Raw genomic sequence first — 19014 nt, forward strand, 5'->3', positions numbered from 1 at the left:
GGGTCCCAGGCGCGCTTTCGTCAGACGTTTGTGCGCCGCTCGCAGCGGCGCCAGGACCGGCTTCGCGGGCGCCCGCTGGCCCGGCAGGAAGCCGGTTGCCTATTCGATCCTCTTCCAATAAACTAACGCGCTCATCCCTGCGTGACTGGCGATAGAACCGATTCGAGCAATCGGGTTCAAGGTGGAGCAACCCACCGTGAAGCGCAGGGAGCCGTTTTGCCGTTCGCCTGGGCAGCCGTGATCCGCGCGCATTGATCTGCGCTGACGGTGGCTGTCCTGCCTCGCGTGTGCGGCGACTCTCCATCCGCCACGTCAGGGCTGGCCCAGCCGCCAGCAGCGCTGCGTACCCTCTACGCAAGATTCGGCGCACGATCCGGTCAACCTGCACACACTCAACGGAATCCGTATGTTTGATAGAGCCCAAAGCACCATCGCCAACGTCGATCCTGAACTCTGGAAGGTCATCGAGCAGGAAAACCGCCGTCAGGAAGAGCACATCGAACTGATCGCGTCGGAAAACTACACGAGCCCGGCCGTGATGGCTGCGCAAGGCTCGCAACTCACCAACAAGTACGCCGAAGGGTATCCGGGCAAGCGCTACTACGGCGGTTGCGAATTTGTCGACATCGCCGAGCAGCTGGCGATCGACCGCGTTAAGCAACTGTTCGGCGCCGAAGCCGCCAATGTGCAGCCGAACTCCGGCTCGCAGGCGAACCAGGGCGTGTTCTTCGCCATGCTCAAGCCGGGCGACACGATCATGGGCATGAGCCTCGCGCACGGCGGTCACCTCACGCACGGCTCGCCGGTCAATATGTCGGGCAAGTGGTTCAACGTGGTGAGCTATGGCCTGAACGAAGCCGAAGACATCGACTACGACGCTGCCGAGAAGCTGGCTCAGGAACACAAGCCGAAGCTGATCGTGGCCGGCGCGTCGGCGTTTTCGCTGCGCATCGACTTCGAACGGATGTCGAAGATCGCCAAGTCGGTCGGCGCGTATTTCATGGTCGACATGGCGCACTATGCCGGCCTCGTCGCCGCAGGTGTCTACCCGAACCCGGTGCCGCACGCCGATTTCGTCACCACTACCACGCACAAGAGCCTGCGCGGCCCGCGCGGCGGCGTGATCCTGATGAAAGCCGAGTTCGAAAAGCAGATCAATTCGGCAATTTTCCCGGGCATTCAAGGTGGTCCGCTGATGCACGTGATCGCCGGTAAGGCTGTCGCGTTCAAGGAAGCACTGTCGCCGGAGTTCAAGGCGTATCAGCAGCAGGTCGTCAAGAACGCGCGCGTGCTGGCTGAAACGCTGGTCAAGCGCGGACTGCGCATCGTGTCTGGTCGCACCGAAAGCCACGTGATGCTGGTCGACCTGCGTGCGAAGAAGATCACCGGCAAGGCAGCGGAAGCGGCGCTCGGCGCGGCGCACATCACGGTCAACAAGAACGCGATTCCGAACGACCCGGAAAAGCCGTTCGTCACGAGCGGTGTGCGTCTCGGCTCGCCGGCCATGACCACGCGCGGCTTTGGCGTCAAGGAAGCGGAGCAGGTAGGTAACCTGATCGCCGACGTGCTGGACAACCCGGAAGACGCAGCCACGATCGAACGTGTGCGCGCGCAAGTCGCCGAGCTGACCCAGCGCTTCCCGGTTTACCGCTAAGCCGCCATGCACTGCCCCTTCTGCCGTCACGCCGATACGCAAGTTGTGGATTCCCGCGTATCCGAAGACGGCGCGACGATTCGCCGGCGCCGCCGCTGCCCGGCCTGCGACAAACGTTTCACGACGTATGAGCGGGTCGAGCTGGCGCTGCCGTCGGTCGTCAAGAAGGACGGCAGCCGCACGGAATTCGATCGCCGCAAGATCGTCGCGAGCATGCAACTGGCGCTGCGTAAGCGCCCGGTGGCAGCGGACGCGATCGACGCGGCAGTCGCCCGCATCGAGTATCAACTGCTCGGCAGCGGCGAGCGCGAGGTGCGCAGCGAGCGCCTCGGCGAACTCGTGATGAACGAGTTGCGTGCGCTCGATACGATTGCCTATGTTCGTTTCGCCTCTGTCTACCGGCGCTTCGAAGACGTCTCCGAATTCGAGGACGTGATCGAAGAATTTCGCCGCGCCTCTTCTCCTCCCAAGCCGTCCCGCAAGCGCTGATTGCTGTCGCGCCTGAAGTTGGGCGCCAGGTTCTGTTTTCCGCTGCGTAGGTTCGCGCATCTGCATCTCCGCTCCCGTTATGGTTCGTTACGCGTGCATTTTTGCGCGGGATAGCGTCTGAGTGCCACCTGGCCATTCGGCCGATTGTTGGCCCACCTGTGAATCGCTAGATTGACTGCATGCTTTGAAACGATCAGGGATGCAGATGAAATGGGATGCAGTCTGTTTGCGGCCGCGCCGCGGCTTTACGCTTATCGAAACACTGGCTGTTGTCGCGCTGCTGGCGATAATTGCGGTGATGGCGACGCCGTCGTTCGTTGCGTGGCACTTGCGTGACCAGGTTGACGCACGTGCGAAAGCGCTTGCCTCAACGCTCGCCTATGCGCGCAGCGAGGCATTGCGCCGCGGTGCCCGCGTCACCGTGTGCCGGATTGACGCGGCACGGCGCTGTCTTGCCGCAGGGCAAGCTTGTGGCGGTGGCGTCACGGACTGGTCGTGTGGCTGGGCTGTATTGGCCGAACGGGGAGGCACGCTCTCACTACTGCGCGCGCATCCTTTGCTCGCAGCAATCAGCATCACCGGGACGCAGACAAATCTCACGTTTACGCCACCGGCGGGGCAGCTGATCGGCACCTTTCGCAGCTTTGAGATCGCGCCGCGCGCGCCGTCGAAAGCGACGCAAGGCGACAAGTGGCGGCGCTGCATCCGCATCGCGGCGGGCGGGCGCGCGCGGATTGTCGAGGGCGCGTGTGGAGCGGCATCGTGAGTCGATATTCGTCGAATTCACGGGTGCGCAACTGCGCAGCAACGCGCTCAATAGGGCTTAGAGGTAGTTCGCTGATCGAAGTGATGCTGGCCGTTGCCTTGATGGCAGTGACGGCGCTCGGGTTGATCGCCGGTCAATTGTGGACTGCGCGCGAAGCCCGTGCGATGGCAATGCGCGAGCACGCAGCATGGATAGCCGATTCTGTTGCCGAAGCAATGCGCGAGCCTTCGGCAGGCGATTCTGCGATCAGGCAATGGAGCGCGCGTGCAACGGCCTTGTTGCCTCACGGTGAGGCGTCGGTAGGGGAGAGTGGCGGTGTGTCCGCCGCACGTGTCACGTGGACGACCCTGCGTGCCATGCCGCGCGCCGACGATATCATCGACAAGCCCGAGTCGTGCGGCGGTGCAGATGTCCCCGCGGGATCCTCATGCGTTGCACTGGCGTTCGCGAAATGACTCAGCGTATGGTTATCGCGCGTGGGCATACGCTCGTCGAGTTTGTGATCGCAATTGCACTGGGGCTGGTGGTGACCGCCGGCGCGGTCGTGCTTTATACAACGCAGCGTAACGTGTTCGAGCGCGCGGGCGATGCGATGCGGATCCGCGAAGCCGGCCTGAGCGCGCTCACGCTGATGGGCCAGCAAATTCAAATGGCCGGCTTCGTGCCCGCGGACGTCGTGAGGTTCAATAGTCCGCCGCCGTTGTTCGGTTGTTCGGGTGGCCGCCCGACCGGCGCGGACGACAGCGTTGCCTGCGAGGCGTTACCGGGCCGCTCGGACGGCATCGTGGTTCGTTATGTCGGGGACACCGTTTCGACGTGGCCGTCAGCGACTGGCCAGACGACCGACTGCCTCGGCCAGGCTGTAACGAGCAACAACGCGGCACTCGGCGGGCAGGGCGTGTCGGTGGTCAACCGGTACTTCGCCAGGGTCAGCGGGTCGACAGGTGAGCCGGAGCTTTACTGCGAAGGCAATGGCAAGGCAGGGTCCGCGCAGCCGTTGGTCGAAGGCGTAGAGCGCGTGCGATTCAGGTACTGGCTGGCCGGCGGGCTGGCCGCAATAGATGCATCGGCGGTGACGGACGGCCAATGGGCAAAGATCGTCGCGATCGATCTCTGTGTGCTCGTCCGGGGAGCGCCGCAAGGAAGGCGTATGCGCTACGTCGATTGCGATGGCGCGAGCGCCCTAGGCTCCGACACGCGGGCGCGGCAGGCTTTCTGGCGGCGCGTGGCGATACGCAATCACGCGGAGGAGCTCCTGTGATAGAAGGGCTTCGCAATCCAGCGCACCGCTGCACGTCGTCGAAACATTTGACACGCCTTATCCGCACTGGTCGTCGCTCGCGCGTTCGCAATAGCGGCACCGTCCTGCCGATCGTTTTGCTGATTTCCGCAATGATGTTGACCACCTCAGCAGCCTGGTTCGAGACATCGCTTGCAGCGTCGCGCGGCGCCAGCAACGTGCGCGACTATTTGCAGGCATTTCATGCCGCGGATTCGGCGCTGACCTTATGCGCCCGGAGCGTCATCGCAGCGGCTGCTTTCGAGCCGCAACCAGCGGCGTCGCTTCCAACCGGCGAGCCGACGCAATGGACGCACAAAGCCGCCTTTGAAGCCGGCGCAGTCACGCCCGTTGCGCAATGGCCCGGATCGCTGCGTGCGCCGCAATGTTTTATCGAAGCGTGGCGTCTGGGCACTCGCGCCGATGCCCGAGCGTATTTACTGACTTCGCGTGGCTTCGGCCGGACCGGAGAGTCGCAGGTGTGGTTGCAGATGGAACTCGTGATCGCAGGCGAGCAGATCGAGCGCCATTGGCGTCGCGTTGCCGCACACCCATTTTGACGGGAGGTTTATGGCGAGACCGCGCACATCCGCATTCACGCTGCTGGAACTGATGATAGCGCTGGCAATAGCCGCCACGCTGGTCGTGTTTGCCGTGCCCTCGTATCGGAGTCATGTCGCGCGAACACATCGGGTCGACGCTGCGTCCGCCCTCTATCGCGCAGCGCAATTCGTCGAGGGATCGGCAAGCGATGGCCCCGCGACATTGGCGCCGGGTCTGGATCAGGCTCCGCAGTTCGGCACACCTATCTACCGGTTGCAAGTGCTACCGGCAGACGATGCAAACGGTGGTTATGCGGTAGAGGCCGTGCCGACCGAAACCGGCCCTATGCGGGACGACGCCTGCGGCACCTTCACGCTGGATGCGACGGGGTTGCGAGGCAACAGAAGCGGCGCAAACGGTGCAGCGCCGGCAAGCGGCGAGTGCTGGAATACGAGCTAGGGCCCCTTACTGCAGAACGCGAGTTGGCGAGTCGAGGCGCTCTAGTGCCTGAGGGCCTCAGGATCAGGCGACAAACTGATGCTGCAAGGCGCACGCGGAGAGAGCGGTCTACGATCCCCGCGCTTCAGTACCCACTATCAACAGTCTCTTTCTTGCTGTCGGCAGAGGCGGTGGAATCTTTCTTTATCTGCTTCCAGATTCGATACGCTTCCCAGCCGGCAAGCGCAATGCTGCCCCATTTGAGTGCGGGTTTTGCACCTGCCGCAATAGTCGCGCGCAGCGGCTTCGCCAACAGTAGCGAAGCGATCGAACTGATGAGTGGATACTGTTTGAGAAGCGCGCCGATGCTTCCTGCGTTGAGGAAGCCGGCCTTCGATCCGCGGCCCACGCGCATCCCACCGAAGCCCGGCAGAATGAATTTGAGCCAGCTGAAGTGCGTGACGGCCTGCCGCAATTCGATGGTCGCCTGCGCGAGTTCCATGCGCTCGACATCCGCACGCACCAGCAGCAGTTCCTTGCGTAGCGCTCGCAGGTGCGGCGCACTCAGATCTCTGACCTGGTGGCGTTTGTTGCGGAATGCGGTATCGGAATGGCTTTGGCTCATGGCGTGTCGGCGGCAGTGGAGGTGGGGCAGTAAAACTGTGCTGCAAATCGCTCGAGGTGTTTGCGAAGTCTCTTCGAAGGCGCAGGGCATTTGAGGTCCGCCCATGAGCCAGTTATGCCAGCTGCGTCACGGTTTGCGGAACACGTCGCGGTCTTTTTCGAACTCGGCAAGGGTGGCTTCGAACACCAGGGGAGCATTGCGCAAACCGCTGCGCGCTTTCAGTGCACAGGCTATTCCCGCGATGGCATAAACCACCGTGATACCGGCGAGCGCTTGCCACCGGTAGGTGTCCCAGAACGCGATGGCGATCAGTGCCGTCAAGGCGATCAAGGCCATTGTAGCGAGCATCATGGCCGCGAGGCCGAGGAACAGCACGCCGAGCAGACGGTCTTTTTCTTCGGCGAGTTCGATGCCGACCAGTTCAAGCCGTGTTTGCAAAATGCCAAACACGGATCCAATGATACGGCGCAACGGACTATGTTCGCCGTGCTGCGATTGTGTTTCGATCGTCATGGCTCTGGGCGTTGCGCGTGAATATCTAACCGGCGCGTGAAAACGAGCGCGCCAAAAGAAGCGGACCGGCCAGACGTGCACCGGTCAACTCGATTCGCTGATGTGCCGGACGCGAATCCGCCCCGGCAGCGTCAGTGTTACTTGCGGTTGATCAACAGCCCTAGCAGTACGCCGGCGCCCGCGGCGATGCCGATGGATGCCCACGGATGCTCATGCACGTAATCGTCGGTGGCGCGTGCGGCCTTCTTACCTTTCTCGACCACCACGACCTGCACGTCAGCCGCCTTTTCCTTAGCCTGCTTCAGGCGCGTAAGCGCCGTTTCACGCAGTTCCGAAGCGCGCTCGCCAGTAGCGCTCGCGGCCTGTTTCAGCAAATCTTCAGCGTCCGCGAGGACGGTTTTGATATCCGACATCAATCTCTCCTTGTTGACTTCCGACATTGACAGCTCCCTTCGTCTCACGTCACGCGTGAATCGTAACCAAAGAAACGGCCGCTGGCGAGCGCAGCGCTCGATTCACGAAAACAATCGCACGAACCGTTCCTGGTTGAAGCACAGCCTCAAAAACTCCACCCTTGCGGCACAGGGTCGCAAAGTTTGCTTAAGATGGAGTTGATCTGTCCCGCAAAGTTTCCACTAAATCGGTGAAAATTACAAAAACACATAAAGTAGTGACGCGATGTTGGTTAGTTGTTCACTGTCACTCCCGTATGCTGTATTTTTGCTGCGCGTCGCGGGCGAATGCTCGCGCGGAATGTCCGAATACAATCAAGGAGCTGCAACATGAGTCTACGTCTTGGCGATATCGCACCGGATTTCGAACAGGAGTCGAGTGTCGGCCGCATCAAGTTCCACGACTGGCTGGGCGATAGTTGGGGCGTGCTGTTCTCGCACCCCGCTGACTTCACGCCGGTCTGCACGACCGAACTGGGTCTGACGGCGAAGCTGGCCGGCGAATTCGAGAAGCGCAATGTGAAGACGATTGCGTTGTCGGTCGACAGCGCCGAGTCGCACAAGGAATGGATCAAGGATATCAACGAGACGCAAGCCGCCAATGTCGGCTTCCCGATTCTCGCCGACGGCGATCGCAAGGTCTCCGAGTTGTACGACATGATTCACCCGAACGCCAATGAAACCTTTACGGTCCGGTCGCTGTTCGTGATCGACCCGAAGAAGAAGGTGCGTTTGACCATTACATACCCGGCCAGCACCGGGCGCAACTTCGATGAAGTGCTGCGTGTGATCGACTCGTTGCAACTTACCGACAGCCACTCGGTCGCAACGCCTGGCAACTGGAAGCAGGGCGACGACGTGGTGATCGTGCCGTCGTTGAAAGACGAAGAAGTCATCAAGCAGAAATTCCCGAAGGGCTACAAGGCCCTGCGCCCGTATCTGCGCCTGACACCGCAGCCGAACAAGTAAGCGGCTGATGTGCCACGAAGCGCACCGTTAGCTGCAACGCGGTGCCGCAACGAAAAAGGCCGGTTCAAAAGAACCGGCCTTTCCTTTTCTACTTTTCGATTTTCCATTCAGCGGCCAGGACGAAACGTCGCCATCGAGGCGCTCAGCGCATCAGAAAAACGCCTGAATCCCCGTCTGCGCGCGCCCGAGAATCAGCGCGTGAATGTCGTGCGTGCCTTCATATGTGTTCACGACTTCCAGATTGACCAGATGACGCGCGATGCCGAACTCGTCTGAGATACCGTTGCCGCCGAGCATGTCGCGCGCGAGCCGTGCGATGTCCAGCGCCTTGCCGCACGAATTGCGTTTCATGATCGACGTAATTTCGACGGCAGCCGTGCCTTCATCTTTCATGCGGCCGAGACGCAGCACGCCTTGCAGGCCGAGCGTGATTTCGGTTTGCATGTCGGCGAGCTTTTTCTGGATCAACTGGTTCGCGGCGAGCGGCCGGCCGAACTGCTTGCGATCCAGCACGTACTGACGTGCCGTGTGCCAGCACGCTTCCGCCGCGCCAAGCGCGCCCCAGGCAATACCGTAGCGCGCCGAGTTCAGGCATGTGAACGGACCGCGCAAGCCACTGACTTCGGGGAAGCGGTTTTCTTCCGGCACGAACACGTCGTCGAGAACAATCTCGCCGGTGATCGACGCACGCAGACCCACTTTGCTGTGGATGGTCGGCGCGGACAGCCCCTTCCACCCCTTCTCGAGGATGAAGCCGCGGATCGAATCCTTGCCGTCCTCTTCGAGTTTGGCCCATACGACGAACACGTCGGCGATCGGCGAATTGGTGATCCACATCTTCGCGCCCGACAGCAAATAGCCGCCGTCGACCTTCTTCGCCCGCGTAATCATGCTGCCCGGATCGGAGCCGTGGTTCGGCTCGGTCAGGCCGAAGCAGCCGATCCAGTCGCCGGTGACGAGCTTCGGCAGGTACTTCTGCTTTTGCGCTTCCGAGCCGAATTCGTAGATCGGGACCATGACGAGCGACGACTGCACCGACATCATCGACCGGTAGCCGGAATCCACGCGCTCCACTTCACGCGCGATCAGACCGTATGCCACGTAGTTCAGACCGGGGCCGCCATATTGCTCAGGAATCGTCGGGCCGAGCAGGCCGAGCTCGCCCATCTCACGGAAGATCTCGATGTCGGTCTTCTCGTGACGGAACGCTTCAAGCACCCGCGGCTGCAGCTTGTCCTGCGAGTACGCGGCGGCGGCGTCGCGCACCATGCGTTCGTCTTCGGTGAGCTGCTGATCCAGCAGCAACGGGTCTTCCCAGTGAAACTGCGCGGCCTCTGCCATGACGTATCTCCTGATTTGCTGCTTGACTTAAACGTGTTCGAGCTTGACTTAAGTTCCGCTATGCGAAACAATGTTTTGCAAACCACGCCCGAGTGTATCACCACATGACGCCTATATCTACTCTCTCCGAGCCGCTCGACGAGCGCAAATTTGTCGTCGCCCTCGCACGCGGGCTGGATTTGCTGCGCGCGTTCAAGCCGGGCGAAACGATGCTCGGCAACCGCGATTTCGTCGAACGCACGGGGTTGCCGAAGGCGACCGTCAACCGTCTGGCCTACACGCTGACCGTGCTTGGCTATCTGCGGCTCGACGAAACGCTGGGTAAATATGCGCTGGACGCCGGCGTGCTGTCGCTTGGTTTCGCGCTGCTCTCGGGCACCGACACGCTCGAACTCGCGCGTCCGCACATGCGCACCTTCGCGCGCGAAGTGGGCGCGGCTGTGTCGCTTGGATGCCGTGATGGCCTCGACATGATTTATCTTGAGACGATCCGCAGTGAAACCGCGCTGACGCTCGGACTCGCCTCCGGTTCGAAACTGTCGATGCTGACCAGTTCGATGGGGCGTGCGTATCTGGCGGTGCAGCCATTGGACGTGCGCGCCGCCTTGCTGGCCGAGCTTAAGAAGTTAGCGGGCAAAGAGGGCGCTGCGTTGCTGGCCGATGCCGGAAAGGAAATCGAAGCCTTCGCCCAGGAACGCTGCTGCTATTCGTTCCGCGCATGGCATGACGACGTGAACGCGGTTGCAGTGCCGTTTCGCGAGCCGCGCGAAGGCCGCTGGCTGGTGCTCAGTTGCAGCGGGCCGGCGTCGTCGATGGGAGAGGATGTGTTCCGGGAAAGCGTCGCGCCGCGGCTGAAGGCGCTGGCGCGGCGGCTGGGCGATACCGGTTGAAGTGCGGGCCTGCGCCGCTCGGCGTCAGCGCAATACTCACACCGCCCGATCGTGATAATGCGCGGTGAATAACGGCCCTTGCACGAAGCGCACGTCGTACTGCTGCAGCGCGAGGAATTGCGGCTCATCCATCACCCGATTGAAGATCAGCGGAACCCGCAGCCGGCTTGCATAGCCGACTAGCGGCTTCACCATTGCGTCGCGCAACGCGACCGCCGCATCCATCTTGATGAAGTCGAGCCGCGCCGTTTCCGACACCGACAGAATCTGCCCCGCGTTCGAAAGATTCCCCGCCACCTTGAAGCCGTAGCGCTGATAGCTCGTGGTCAGATAGCCGAGGAATGTCTTATGCGCGACCGCGGCCGCCGGCAACTCGATCACCACCCGCGACGGGTTCAGTCCGAACGACAGCAGCACGCTGGAGAAATGCCGTCCGTGGTCGTACTTGACGCTCTTGAGCAGGCGCTCGTGCACGCGCAGAAATAGCAGCCCGTGCCGTTGCGCGCCGAAGAAATTGATGGCGTGCAGCGCGCGTGACATGCGGTCGAGGGCGACCAGTTCCTGATCGTCGGCGATGCGGTCGAAGGGATCGAAGGCATCGAAGGGCGCGCCGTCGAGACGCTGCGTGACCGCCTGGAACCCGAGTTCATCGCCGAAACGATCCACGCCCTCAGCGCCCGACGACAACGACTGCGCCAACGCATGCACGCTGATATCGAAGATCGGCTCATAGGCACTGGCGAGCTCGAAGCCGTCGAACTGCGCCAGCGCGACATCGCTATGCACGCCGGTTCCCATCACCAGATGTTCGCCGAGAAATGGGTGATCGGCGGCGCGTGCAATCAGGTTGGGGATGGTCGGCGGAATCATGTAGGCGAATGGATGGCGATAGGTGCGCACTCGGCGCTCGGCAACGCGACTCGGTTGCCGCATCCATTGATGGTAGCAGTCCGCGCCGCGCGCACTTGAACAAAATGCTCATAACGTTATCGGCCGAACGCTTGTCGCTACAGGCTGCCACGGCTTTCGCGGCGAGTTTCCAGGGTATACGTTAATTTCACTATGCGTAATTAGTTTTACCATACGTAAATTGCAGCGTGGCTGCGATGGTTGGCGCGTTTGTGTCCCCTTTGCGGGCAAGGGCGTGATTACTGATCGCCGACTGACCGAGCGTGCGCCGCGACCAAACAATCCAGTCAGGACGAGGGGACGACCCAATGAGCGCCAAACCGGCCGTGGCCGCCGCCAATGTGATCGAAGTCGAGCGCGTGCTCGGCGAAACGCATCACCCGGCATTCCAGTTGATGCTGCTCGCGTTATGCGGGCTGTGCCTCGTGATCGACGGCTTCGACGCGCAAGCGATGGGCTACGTCGCGCCGAGCGTGATCGGTGAATGGCATGTCTCGAAGGCGGCGCTCGGGCCCGTGTTCAGCGCCAGTCTGTTCGGCATGTTGCTGGGGGCATTGGGCTTGTCGGTGCTGGCTGACCGCATCGGCCGGCGCCCGGTATTGATTGGCGCGACGTTTTTCTTCGCACTATCGATGCTGGCCACGCCCTTCGTCACGACGATTCCCGCATTGTTGACGCTGCGCTTCATCACGGGCCTCGGGCTCGGCTGCATCATGCCGAATGCAATGGCGCTGGTCGGCGAATTCTCGACCCCCGCGCATCGCGTCAAGCGCATGATGCTGGTGTCGTGCGGCTTCACGTTGGGCGCGGCTTTGGGTGGTTTCATCAGCGCCGCGCTGATCCCCGCGTACGGCTGGCGTGCGGTGTTCTGGGTGGGCGGCACGGTGCCTTTGTTGCTCGCGTTCGCGATGCTGGCGGCATTGCCGGAGTCGCTGCAGTTTCTGGTCCTCAAAGGACGCAGCGATCGCGCGTTGCGCTGGCTCGCGAAGTTCGATCCGACGCTGCCGATCGACGCGAATACCCGTATCGTTGTGCGTGAGAAGGGTAACGGCGGCGCGCCGGTTGCCGAACTGTTCCGCGCGGGCCGTGGCCCGGTCACGCTAATTCTGTGGGCGATCAGCTTCATGAACCTGATCGATCTTTACTTCCTGTCGAACTGGCTGCCCACCGTGATGCGCGATGCCGGTTACTCGCCAAGCACGGCTGTAATCGTTGGCACCGTATTGCAGACGGGCGGCGTGGTGGGCACCTTGTTGCTCGGCTGGTTCATCGAGCGGTTTGGTTTTGTGCGCGTGCTGTTCGTGTGTTTCGCGGGCGCGGCGCTGGCGGTCGGCACCATCGGAACGGTCGCGCATGCGCTGCCGTGGCTGTTGCTTGTCGTATTCGCGGGCGGCTTTTGCGTGGTCGGCGGACAGCCGGCGGTCAACGCGCTGGCCGGCCATTTTTATCCGACCACACTGCGTTCCACAGGCATCGGCTGGAGCCTCGGCATCGGCCGCATCGGCTCGGTGATCGGGCCGCTGGTCGGCGGACAACTGATTGCGCTGAACTGGTCGAATGAATCGTTGTTTCATGCGGCTGCGGTACCGGTGCTGTGCTCCGCGTTGCTGGTGATCGCGCTGGCCGCTGCCACGCGGCAACGCGGCAGCTCATCCGAGCCGCGGACGGCCTGAGACAGACAGCGCACGTCGACAGATCAAGTATCAACGGAGAACCTTGCATGGATACCTTAACCCGCACACCGAATACCGCCAGCTCGCGACTCGAAATCGAGCCGGGCTATCAGTCGGGATTCGCGAACGAATTCGCTACGGAGGCTTTGCCGGGCGCGCTGCCCGAAGGCCGCAACTCGCCGCAACGCGCGGCCTATGGCTTGTATGCCGAGCAACTGTCGGGCACCGCGTTCACTGCGCCGCGCGGCCATAACCGCCGTTCGTGGCTGTACCGGATTCGTCCGGCGGCCGTTCACAAGCCGTTCACACAACTGCCTGCGGACCGGCTCGTCGCCAACTTCGCCGAGGTGCCGCCGACGCCGCCTAACCAGCTGCGCTGGGACGCATTGCCGATGCCCACCGAGCCGACCGATTTTGTCGACGGCTGGCTGACGATGGCGGGCAACGGCTCAGCCGACGCGATGAACGGCTGCGCGATCCACCTGTACGCAGCGAACCGCTCGATGAAGGACCGCTTCTTCTACAGCGCCGACGGCGAATTGCTGATCGTGCCGCAGGAAGGCCGTCTGCATATCGCCACCGAAATGGGCCAACTCGATGTCGAGCCGTTTGAGATCGCGGTGATCCCGCGCGGCGTGCGCTTCGCGGTGAGCCTGCCGGACGGCAACGCGCGCGGCTATATCTGCGAGAACTTCGGCGCGCTGCTGCGTCTGCCGGACCTCGGCCCGATCGGCTCGAACGGCCTCGCCAATCCGCGTGATTTCCTCACGCCGCATGCTGCTTACGAAGACCGCGAAGGCGACTTCGAACTTGTCGCCAAGATGAACGGCAACCTGTGGCGCGCGGATATCGGCCACTCACCGCTCGATGTGGTCGCGTGGCACGGTAACTACGCGCCGTACAAATACGATCTGCGCCGCTTCAACACGATCGGTTCGATCAGCTTCGACCACCCGGACCCGTCGATCTTTCTGGTGCTGCAATCGCAAAGCGATACGCCGGGCGTCGATACGATCGACTTCGTGATCTTCCCGCCGCGCTGGCTCGCGGCCGAAGATACGTTCCGTCCGCCCTGGTTCCATCGCAACGTCGCGAGCGAATTCATGGGCCTCGTGCATGGCGTGTACGACGCGAAGGCGGAGGGCTTCGTGCCGGGCGGCGCCAGTCTGCATAACTGCATGTCGGGTCATGGGCCGGACGCGGACACCTTCGAGAAAGCGTCGCATGGCGATACGTCCACGCCGAAGAAAGTCGGCGACACGATGGCCTTCATGTTCGAAACGCGCACGCTGATCAAGCCGACCCGTTTCGCGCTCGAAACCGCGCAACTGCAGGCGCATTACTACGAGTGCTGGCAAGGTCTCAAGAAACACTTCAACCCGGAGCAACGATGAACGCATTGAGCGATCTTCAGGCGACGCTCGATCCGTCGCGTAAGAGCTGGGTCGAGTCGGCAAACGATTCGACCAACGATTTTTCGATCCAGAATCTGCCGTTCGGTATTTTCAGCGATAAGAACAACGACGCGCGCCGCGTGGGTGTCGCTATTGGCGACGAGATCGTCGATCTAAGTGTTCTTAAGTCTGCCGGCTTGCTCAAGCTCCCGACTGCCTCCACCGATCAATCGATTGCGACGAAGGACCGGGCGTTCGAGCAGGACACCCTCAACGATTTCATCTCGCTTGGCCGCGATGCATGGCGTAGTGTGCGCATCCAGTTGAGCAATCTGCTGGCGCGGGACACCGCGACCTTGCGCGACGATGCAACCCTGCGTTCGAAAGCCCTGGTGCGCCAGTCCGATGCGCAACTGCATCTGCCGGTGCAGATCCCGGGTTACACGGATTTCTATTCGTCGAAGGAGCACGCGACAAATGTCGGTTCGATGTTCCGCGACCCGAAGAATGCGCTGTTGCCGAACTGGTCGGAGATGCCGATCGGCTACAACGGACGCGCATCGTCGGTGGTGGTGAGCGGTACGCCGGTGCGGCGTCCTAACGGCCAGTTGAAACTGCCGGATCAGGAACGTCCGGTGTTCGGCGCATGCCGCAAGCTGGATATCGAGCTGGAGACGGGTTTCGTGATCGGCGGCGGCAATACACTGGGCGAGCCGATTGCCTGTGCCGATGCCGAAGCGCACATCTTCGGCATGGTGTTGCTGAACGACTGGAGCGCGCGTGATATCCAGCAATGGGAATACGTGCCGCTCGGCCCGTTCAACGCAAAAACATTCGCGACCACGATCTCGCCGTGGATCGTGACGCTCGACGCGCTCGAACCGTTCCGTGTCGAGCAGCCGGTGCAGGAACCGCAGCCACTGGCGTACTTGCGCCACGAGGGCAAGCACGCATTCGACATCTCGCTTGAAGTGACGCTGCGGCCGCAGACGGCCAAGCAGGCCACCACGATCTCGCGGACCAACTTCAAGCACATGTACTGGACGATGGCGCAACAGCTCGCACATCACACGGTATCGGGCTGCAATACGCGGGTTGGCGATCTGATGGGTTCGGGCACGATCAGCGGCCCGACCGCCGACTCATGCGGCAGCCTGCTCGAGTCAACATGGAACGGCAAGAATCCGTTGGAATTGAAGGAGGGTGGCATACGCGGGTTTATCGAAGACGGCGACGAACTGACGCTCGCCGGATGGTGCCAGGGCGCTGGGTACCGTGTGGGCTTCGGCACGTGTGCTGGGGCGATTCTGCCGGCGCGGAAGTAGAGTAAAAGTAGCGCGGAAATCACGCGGAAGGAAGTGCGATGCAAAACGGGGAAGCCATTGTGGCTTCCCCGTTTTCGTATCCTGAGGCGAGCGTGGTTCGACGGCTCCACGGCTCAACGCTGCAGCGCAGCCGCACCGTCAGCCGATCGCCCGCGCGGGCGCACGCCGCTTTTCCCACCAGGCAGCACCAAGAAACGCAAGCGCAGCAACCAGAAGCACACCGACCATCGCATCGTTGCCAACCCCCTTCATCAACGCGCCAGCCACCAGCGGCCCACCGAAACTGGCCGCGCTCCACGACGCCCCCACCACCGAACTTGCCGACACCAGCGCGACACCGCGAAACCGCTCGCCGCAAGCGACCAGCGACAGCGTATAGATCGCCCCGGCCGTCGCGCCAAGCACATAGAGCAACGGCCAGCACAGCCACGGCGAATTGATCGCCCAGGGCAGCAACGGCAGCAACACCACGACGATCACGCCGCAGCCGATATGCACGCGTTCGCGGCCGAGCCGGTCGGCGAGCCAGCCGATCGGAAACTGCATGGTCGTATCGCCGAGCAGCAGGGCCGACGCGAACAGCACGGCCACCTCGCTCGTGATGCCGTGCGACATCGCGAAGAGCGGCAGCAGCGAAAGCGCGATCGTATCGAACAACGCGAAAAAACCCGTACCGATCACGAGCGCTGGCATCTGCGGCAACACATGGCGCCAGCTGCCGTGCGCGGCGTGCTCATCCTTCGACGCTTGCGGCGTCTTGCGGATGCTGGCGAGCGCGGGCAAGGCCAGCAGGAAGATCGCGCCGCAAATCAGGAAGCGCCAGTGCGTGAAGTCGGCGATCTGGCTCACCAGCACCGGACCCGACATCTGGAATAGCGTGAAGTTGGTCGCATAGATCGCGATGACCCGGCCGCGGGTGGCGTCGTCAGCGAGCTGGTTGACCCATGCTTCGCTGATCGTGAAGAGCAGCATCAGTGCCGCGCCGCAGAGTACGCGCAACGCGGCCCATAGCCACAGGTTCGAGGTGAGTTGCATCAGCGCGGTGGCGGCCCCAACCGTCAGCACTGCGCCGACGATCACCTGGCGGCCGCCGCAGCGCGCCGCGATCCAGGCGGCCACCGGCACGACGATCAGGCCGCCGCCCGCTTGCGCGGCGGTCAGGAGACCGACCACGTCGGTGCCATAGCCTGCTTGCGTCAGCGCGAGGGCAGTGAGGGGAAGTGTGGCGCCGCTACCGAGTCCGACGACGGCAACACTAAGGATCAGAGCGAGGAAATCGCGAGTGAAGATGACTTTCATCGGGCGAGATGCTACTACGGCCGCGAGTCATTCGCACCTGTGTGCGGATTGCATGAACGCGGTCGAGGGCCGGGTTCGCGTGCTATCGAGGCGCTGCCCGCAGCCCGGTCCGTAGCGGCACGGTGGCCGACGCCGTTGGCCGGCGGCGGAGATGCGAAACCTGTCCTGGCTGAAGTCGTCCGCGCAGTCTGGGCGCTCGTGCCTCGGTTATCCGGCCACGGCCATCCGTTGCGAGCGCCGGTCGATCGACACAGACCACAGCGTCAGCGCCAGTGCACCGATCGAGGTCGCCACGCCGACCCACGGCAACGTGGTGAGCGGCGCGCCCGCGCCGATCGCCATGCCGCCGAGCCACGCGCCCGTTGCATTGCCGAGGTTGAACGCACCTTGATTCAGGGTCGACGCCAGATTCGGTGCATGGCTCGCGCGGTCGACGATCAGCATTTGCAGCGGCGGCACGATCGCGAAGGCCAGAATGCCCCACACGAAGATCGTGATCATGGCCGGAATCTCGGCGTGCATCGTGCCGGCGAAGATCGTCAGGATGACGACGATCGCCAGCAGAAACGCGACCAGCGAGGGCATCAGCCGCCAGTCGGCGAGCTTGCCGCCGAGCGTGCTGCCCACCGTCAAGCCGAGGCCGAACAGCAACAGCACAAAGGTGACCGCGTGCGGCGTGAAGCCGGTCACGTCTTCGAGAATCGGCGTGATGTAGGTGAAGGTGGAAAACAGGCTGGCCGACGCGAGCACGCTGATGCCGAGCACCATCAGTACTTGCGGATTCTTCAGCACGTTGAATTCGTGGATGAGGCTCGCTTTCTGCATCTCGATCTTCGCCGGCAGGCACACGGCGAGCGCGCCCGCAGCGAGAATGCCGATGCCGGTCACGGCCCAGAACGTCGCGCGCCAGCCCACCGCCTGGCCGAGCGCGGTGCCGAGCGGTACGCCAAGCACGTTGGCGAGCGTCAAGCCGGTGAACATCAGCGCGATGGCCTGCGCGCGACGGTTCGGCGCGACCAGACCGGCCGCGACCACTGAACCGATGCCGAAGAACGCGCCATGGCAGAACGCCGTGACGATGCGCGCGGCCATCAGCACCGCATAGCCCGGCGCGACCGCGCACAGCAGGTTTCCGACGATGAAGACGCCGATCAGGCTCATCAGCGCTTTCTTGCGCGGCATGTTGGCCACGGCGATCGCGACGATCGGCGCGCCGATCGTGACGCCAAGCGCATAAGCGGACACCAGCATGCCGGCCGCCGGGATCGATACGGACAGATCGCGTGCGACATCGGGCAGCAGCCCCATGATCACGAATTCAGTGGTACCGATTCCAAAAGCGGCAACGGCAAGGGCGAGCAGAGGCAAAGGCATGGTGACGGAGCGTGAATCAGCGCGACGGGAAGCGTCGTGCGGCAGGCGCGCATTTTTCGGGACGAGAACGCATGCGCCATGCGAGGGGAAAACAGTAGGGGATTCTACCTAAGTCAAAACACCCTTGCTGAACGTCAGGCAGGCTGTTGTTTTTTGCTGAAAGCACGCCTCGGAGCGTGCATTGGGAATGCACTGCGACAACAGATTGCCCCATGGAACAGCGCCGTTTTATGGCGCGCTTTCGTCTGACTTGAAAGTGTTGCCGTGACGGCCGGCGCCTTCGGCAAAACGCGCGGCGCCCGCGACACCTTCGTCGAGTACTGCCTGATAGCCGGCGGCGCCTTCGCGCTGCAACGCTAGGGCAAGCTCCTCGAGCGTGCTGTTTTCCAACGCGGAGCGGCGGTCCGCCAGCAGCGCCGCTTGCGGAAAGGCCGCCAGTTCAGCGGCCAACTGTTCCGCCGCCGCGCGTGCCTCGCCCTTCCGCACGACGCGGTTGGCGAGACCAATGCCGAGCGCTTCCTGCGCCTCCACCGCACGGCCGGTCAGAATCAGGTCGAGCGCTCGCGATAGCCCGATCAGACGCGGCAAGCGAATTGTGCCGCCATCGATTAGCGGAATTCCGACACGCCGGCAGAACACGCCGAGCACGGCGTCTTCTTCGACCACGCGCAGATCGCACATCGCGGCCAGTTCGAGGCCGCCCGCGACCGCATAGCCGGCAATCGCGGCAATCACCGGCTTGCTGAAGCTCATGCGCGTCGGTCCCATTGGACCGGGACCGCTGCCGTCAGCGTGGAGTTCATTGCGGCGGGTCTCGTCGCCGAGCGCGGTGAGATCCGCACCGGCGCAGAAGGTGCCGCCCGCGCCGAACAGCACGGCCGCGCGCCATGCCGGCTCCGCTTCGAAGCGGAGGAAGGCGGCGCTGAGCGCTTCCGCGGTAGGACGGTCGACGGCATTACGCCGCGCCGGCCGTGCGAGCACGATTGTGGCGACGCCGGTGTCCTCATTGGCTTCGATGCACACATGTTCATTTAGATTTTGCGTGGTTATCATCGTTCTGTCCGTAAAGGTTCGCGTCCGG

General features: G+C 62.8%; 20 protein-coding genes and 1 riboswitch. Of the genes, 12 read left to right on the top strand and 8 right to left on the bottom strand.

Features of this window, described 5'->3' with window-relative positions:
• Positions 1-131: 131 nt before the first annotated feature.
• Positions 132-240: riboswitch (ZMP/ZTP riboswitch) on the top strand.
• Positions 241-406: 166 nt separating this feature from the next.
• The 7 genes from glyA (at position 407) to PQQ86_RS02755 (ending at position 5190) form a co-directional block, all read left to right on the top strand.
• Positions 407-1654 carry a serine hydroxymethyltransferase gene (gene glyA / locus PQQ86_RS02725; RefSeq protein ID WP_408264741.1) on the top strand — a complete coding sequence of 416 codons (1248 nt, stop codon included), beginning with the start codon at positions 407-409 and terminating at the stop codon, positions 1652-1654.
• 6 nt (positions 1655-1660) lie between these two features.
• The gene (gene nrdR, locus PQQ86_RS02730) at positions 1661-2143 is read left to right on the top strand and encodes a transcriptional regulator NrdR (RefSeq protein WP_027799387.1); all 483 of its coding nucleotides are present in this window, start codon (positions 1661-1663) and stop codon (positions 2141-2143) included.
• Positions 2144-2342: 199 nt separating this feature from the next.
• On the top strand, positions 2343-2909 hold the full coding sequence (locus tag PQQ86_RS02735) for a GspH/FimT family pseudopilin (RefSeq protein WP_408264744.1): 567 nt from the start codon (positions 2343-2345) through the stop codon (positions 2907-2909).
• Positions 2910-2932: 23 nt separating this feature from the next.
• Positions 2933-3364 (top strand): type IV pilus modification PilV family protein, encoded by a 432-nt coding sequence (locus tag PQQ86_RS02740; protein ID WP_408270027.1) that lies wholly within the window; start codon positions 2933-2935, stop codon positions 3362-3364.
• Positions 3361-4170 carry a PilW family protein gene (locus PQQ86_RS02745; protein WP_408264746.1) on the top strand — a complete coding sequence of 270 codons (810 nt, stop codon included), beginning with the start codon at positions 3361-3363 and terminating at the stop codon, positions 4168-4170. The genes PQQ86_RS02740 and PQQ86_RS02745 overlap by 4 nt, the downstream gene beginning before the upstream one ends.
• A 131-nt stretch (positions 4171-4301) precedes the next feature.
• Positions 4302-4748: a pilus assembly PilX family protein gene (locus PQQ86_RS02750; RefSeq protein ID WP_408264748.1), complete on the top strand. Its 447-nt coding sequence runs from the start codon at positions 4302-4304 to the stop codon at positions 4746-4748.
• A gap of 10 nt (positions 4749-4758) precedes the next feature.
• Positions 4759-5190: a type IV pilin protein gene (locus PQQ86_RS02755; RefSeq protein ID WP_408264750.1), complete on the top strand. Its 432-nt coding sequence runs from the start codon at positions 4759-4761 to the stop codon at positions 5188-5190.
• A gap of 124 nt (positions 5191-5314) precedes the next feature.
• On the opposite strand, the gene PQQ86_RS02760 is transcribed toward PQQ86_RS02755, so the two are convergent.
• From PQQ86_RS02760 to PQQ86_RS02770, 3 genes are all read right to left on the bottom strand, one after another.
• Positions 5315-5794, bottom strand: a complete 480-nt coding sequence (locus tag PQQ86_RS02760) for a DUF3318 domain-containing protein (protein WP_408264752.1) — start codon at positions 5792-5794, stop codon at positions 5315-5317.
• Positions 5795-5920: 126 nt separating this feature from the next.
• The gene (locus tag PQQ86_RS02765; protein ID WP_408264754.1) at positions 5921-6307 is read right to left on the bottom strand and encodes a phage holin family protein; all 387 of its coding nucleotides are present in this window, start codon (positions 6305-6307) and stop codon (positions 5921-5923) included.
• Positions 6308-6444: 137 nt separating this feature from the next.
• Positions 6445-6747, bottom strand: coding sequence for an ElaB/YgaM/YqjD family protein (locus PQQ86_RS02770; protein ID WP_028198798.1), 303 nt, complete (start codon positions 6745-6747; stop codon positions 6445-6447).
• 342 nt (positions 6748-7089) lie between these two features.
• Between PQQ86_RS02770 and PQQ86_RS02775 the strand changes: the two genes are divergently transcribed.
• Complete coding sequence (locus PQQ86_RS02775; protein WP_408264756.1) at positions 7090-7728, top strand: peroxiredoxin; 639 nt, start codon at positions 7090-7092, stop codon at positions 7726-7728.
• A 150-nt stretch (positions 7729-7878) separates the two neighbouring features.
• Here the strand turns inward: PQQ86_RS02775 and PQQ86_RS02780 are convergent, their stop codons facing one another.
• Complete coding sequence (locus PQQ86_RS02780; RefSeq protein ID WP_408264758.1) at positions 7879-9069, bottom strand: acyl-CoA dehydrogenase; 1191 nt, start codon at positions 9067-9069, stop codon at positions 7879-7881.
• A gap of 104 nt (positions 9070-9173) precedes the next feature.
• On the opposite strand from PQQ86_RS02780, the gene PQQ86_RS02785 reads away from it, so the two are divergent.
• Complete coding sequence (locus PQQ86_RS02785; RefSeq protein ID WP_408264760.1) at positions 9174-9959, top strand: IclR family transcriptional regulator; 786 nt, start codon at positions 9174-9176, stop codon at positions 9957-9959.
• Positions 9960-9995: 36 nt separating this feature from the next.
• On the opposite strand, the gene PQQ86_RS02790 is transcribed toward PQQ86_RS02785, so the two are convergent.
• The gene (locus PQQ86_RS02790) at positions 9996-10829 is read right to left on the bottom strand and encodes a diguanylate phosphodiesterase (protein ID WP_408270030.1); all 834 of its coding nucleotides are present in this window, start codon (positions 10827-10829) and stop codon (positions 9996-9998) included.
• A 347-nt stretch (positions 10830-11176) separates the two neighbouring features.
• Here PQQ86_RS02790 and PQQ86_RS02795 point away from each other — a divergent pair, with 347 nt between their 5' ends.
• From PQQ86_RS02795 to fahA, 3 genes are read left to right on the top strand one after another with little or no spacing between them, the layout of a single operon-like run.
• On the top strand, positions 11177-12541 hold the full coding sequence (locus PQQ86_RS02795) for an MFS transporter (RefSeq protein ID WP_408264762.1): 1365 nt from the start codon (positions 11177-11179) through the stop codon (positions 12539-12541).
• 47 nt (positions 12542-12588) lie between these two features.
• Positions 12589-13935, top strand: a complete 1347-nt coding sequence (gene hmgA / locus PQQ86_RS02800; RefSeq protein ID WP_408264764.1) for a homogentisate 1,2-dioxygenase — start codon at positions 12589-12591, stop codon at positions 13933-13935.
• The gene (gene fahA / locus PQQ86_RS02805) at positions 13932-15260 is read left to right on the top strand and encodes a fumarylacetoacetase (RefSeq protein ID WP_408264766.1); all 1329 of its coding nucleotides are present in this window, start codon (positions 13932-13934) and stop codon (positions 15258-15260) included. The genes hmgA and fahA overlap by 4 nt, the downstream gene beginning before the upstream one ends.
• Positions 15261-15398: 138 nt before the next feature.
• Here fahA and PQQ86_RS02810 read toward each other — a convergent pair whose 3' ends face one another.
• The 3 genes from PQQ86_RS02810 to PQQ86_RS02820 form a co-directional block, all read right to left on the bottom strand.
• Positions 15399-16559, bottom strand: coding sequence for an MFS transporter (locus tag PQQ86_RS02810; RefSeq protein ID WP_408264768.1), 1161 nt, complete (start codon positions 16557-16559; stop codon positions 15399-15401).
• A 207-nt stretch (positions 16560-16766) separates the two neighbouring features.
• Entirely contained in the window at positions 16767-17933 is a 1167-nt protein-coding gene (locus PQQ86_RS02815; RefSeq protein ID WP_408264769.1) for an MFS transporter, read from the bottom strand.
• Between the two features lie 228 nt (positions 17934-18161).
• Positions 18162-18986 carry a crotonase/enoyl-CoA hydratase family protein gene (locus PQQ86_RS02820; RefSeq protein ID WP_408264771.1) on the bottom strand — a complete coding sequence of 275 codons (825 nt, stop codon included), beginning with the start codon at positions 18984-18986 and terminating at the stop codon, positions 18162-18164.
• Positions 18987-19014 lie beyond the last annotated feature (28 nt).

This window comes from Paraburkholderia sediminicola, assembly GCF_046026675.1.
Lineage (GTDB): Bacteria > Pseudomonadota > Gammaproteobacteria > Burkholderiales > Burkholderiaceae > Paraburkholderia > Paraburkholderia sediminicola_F.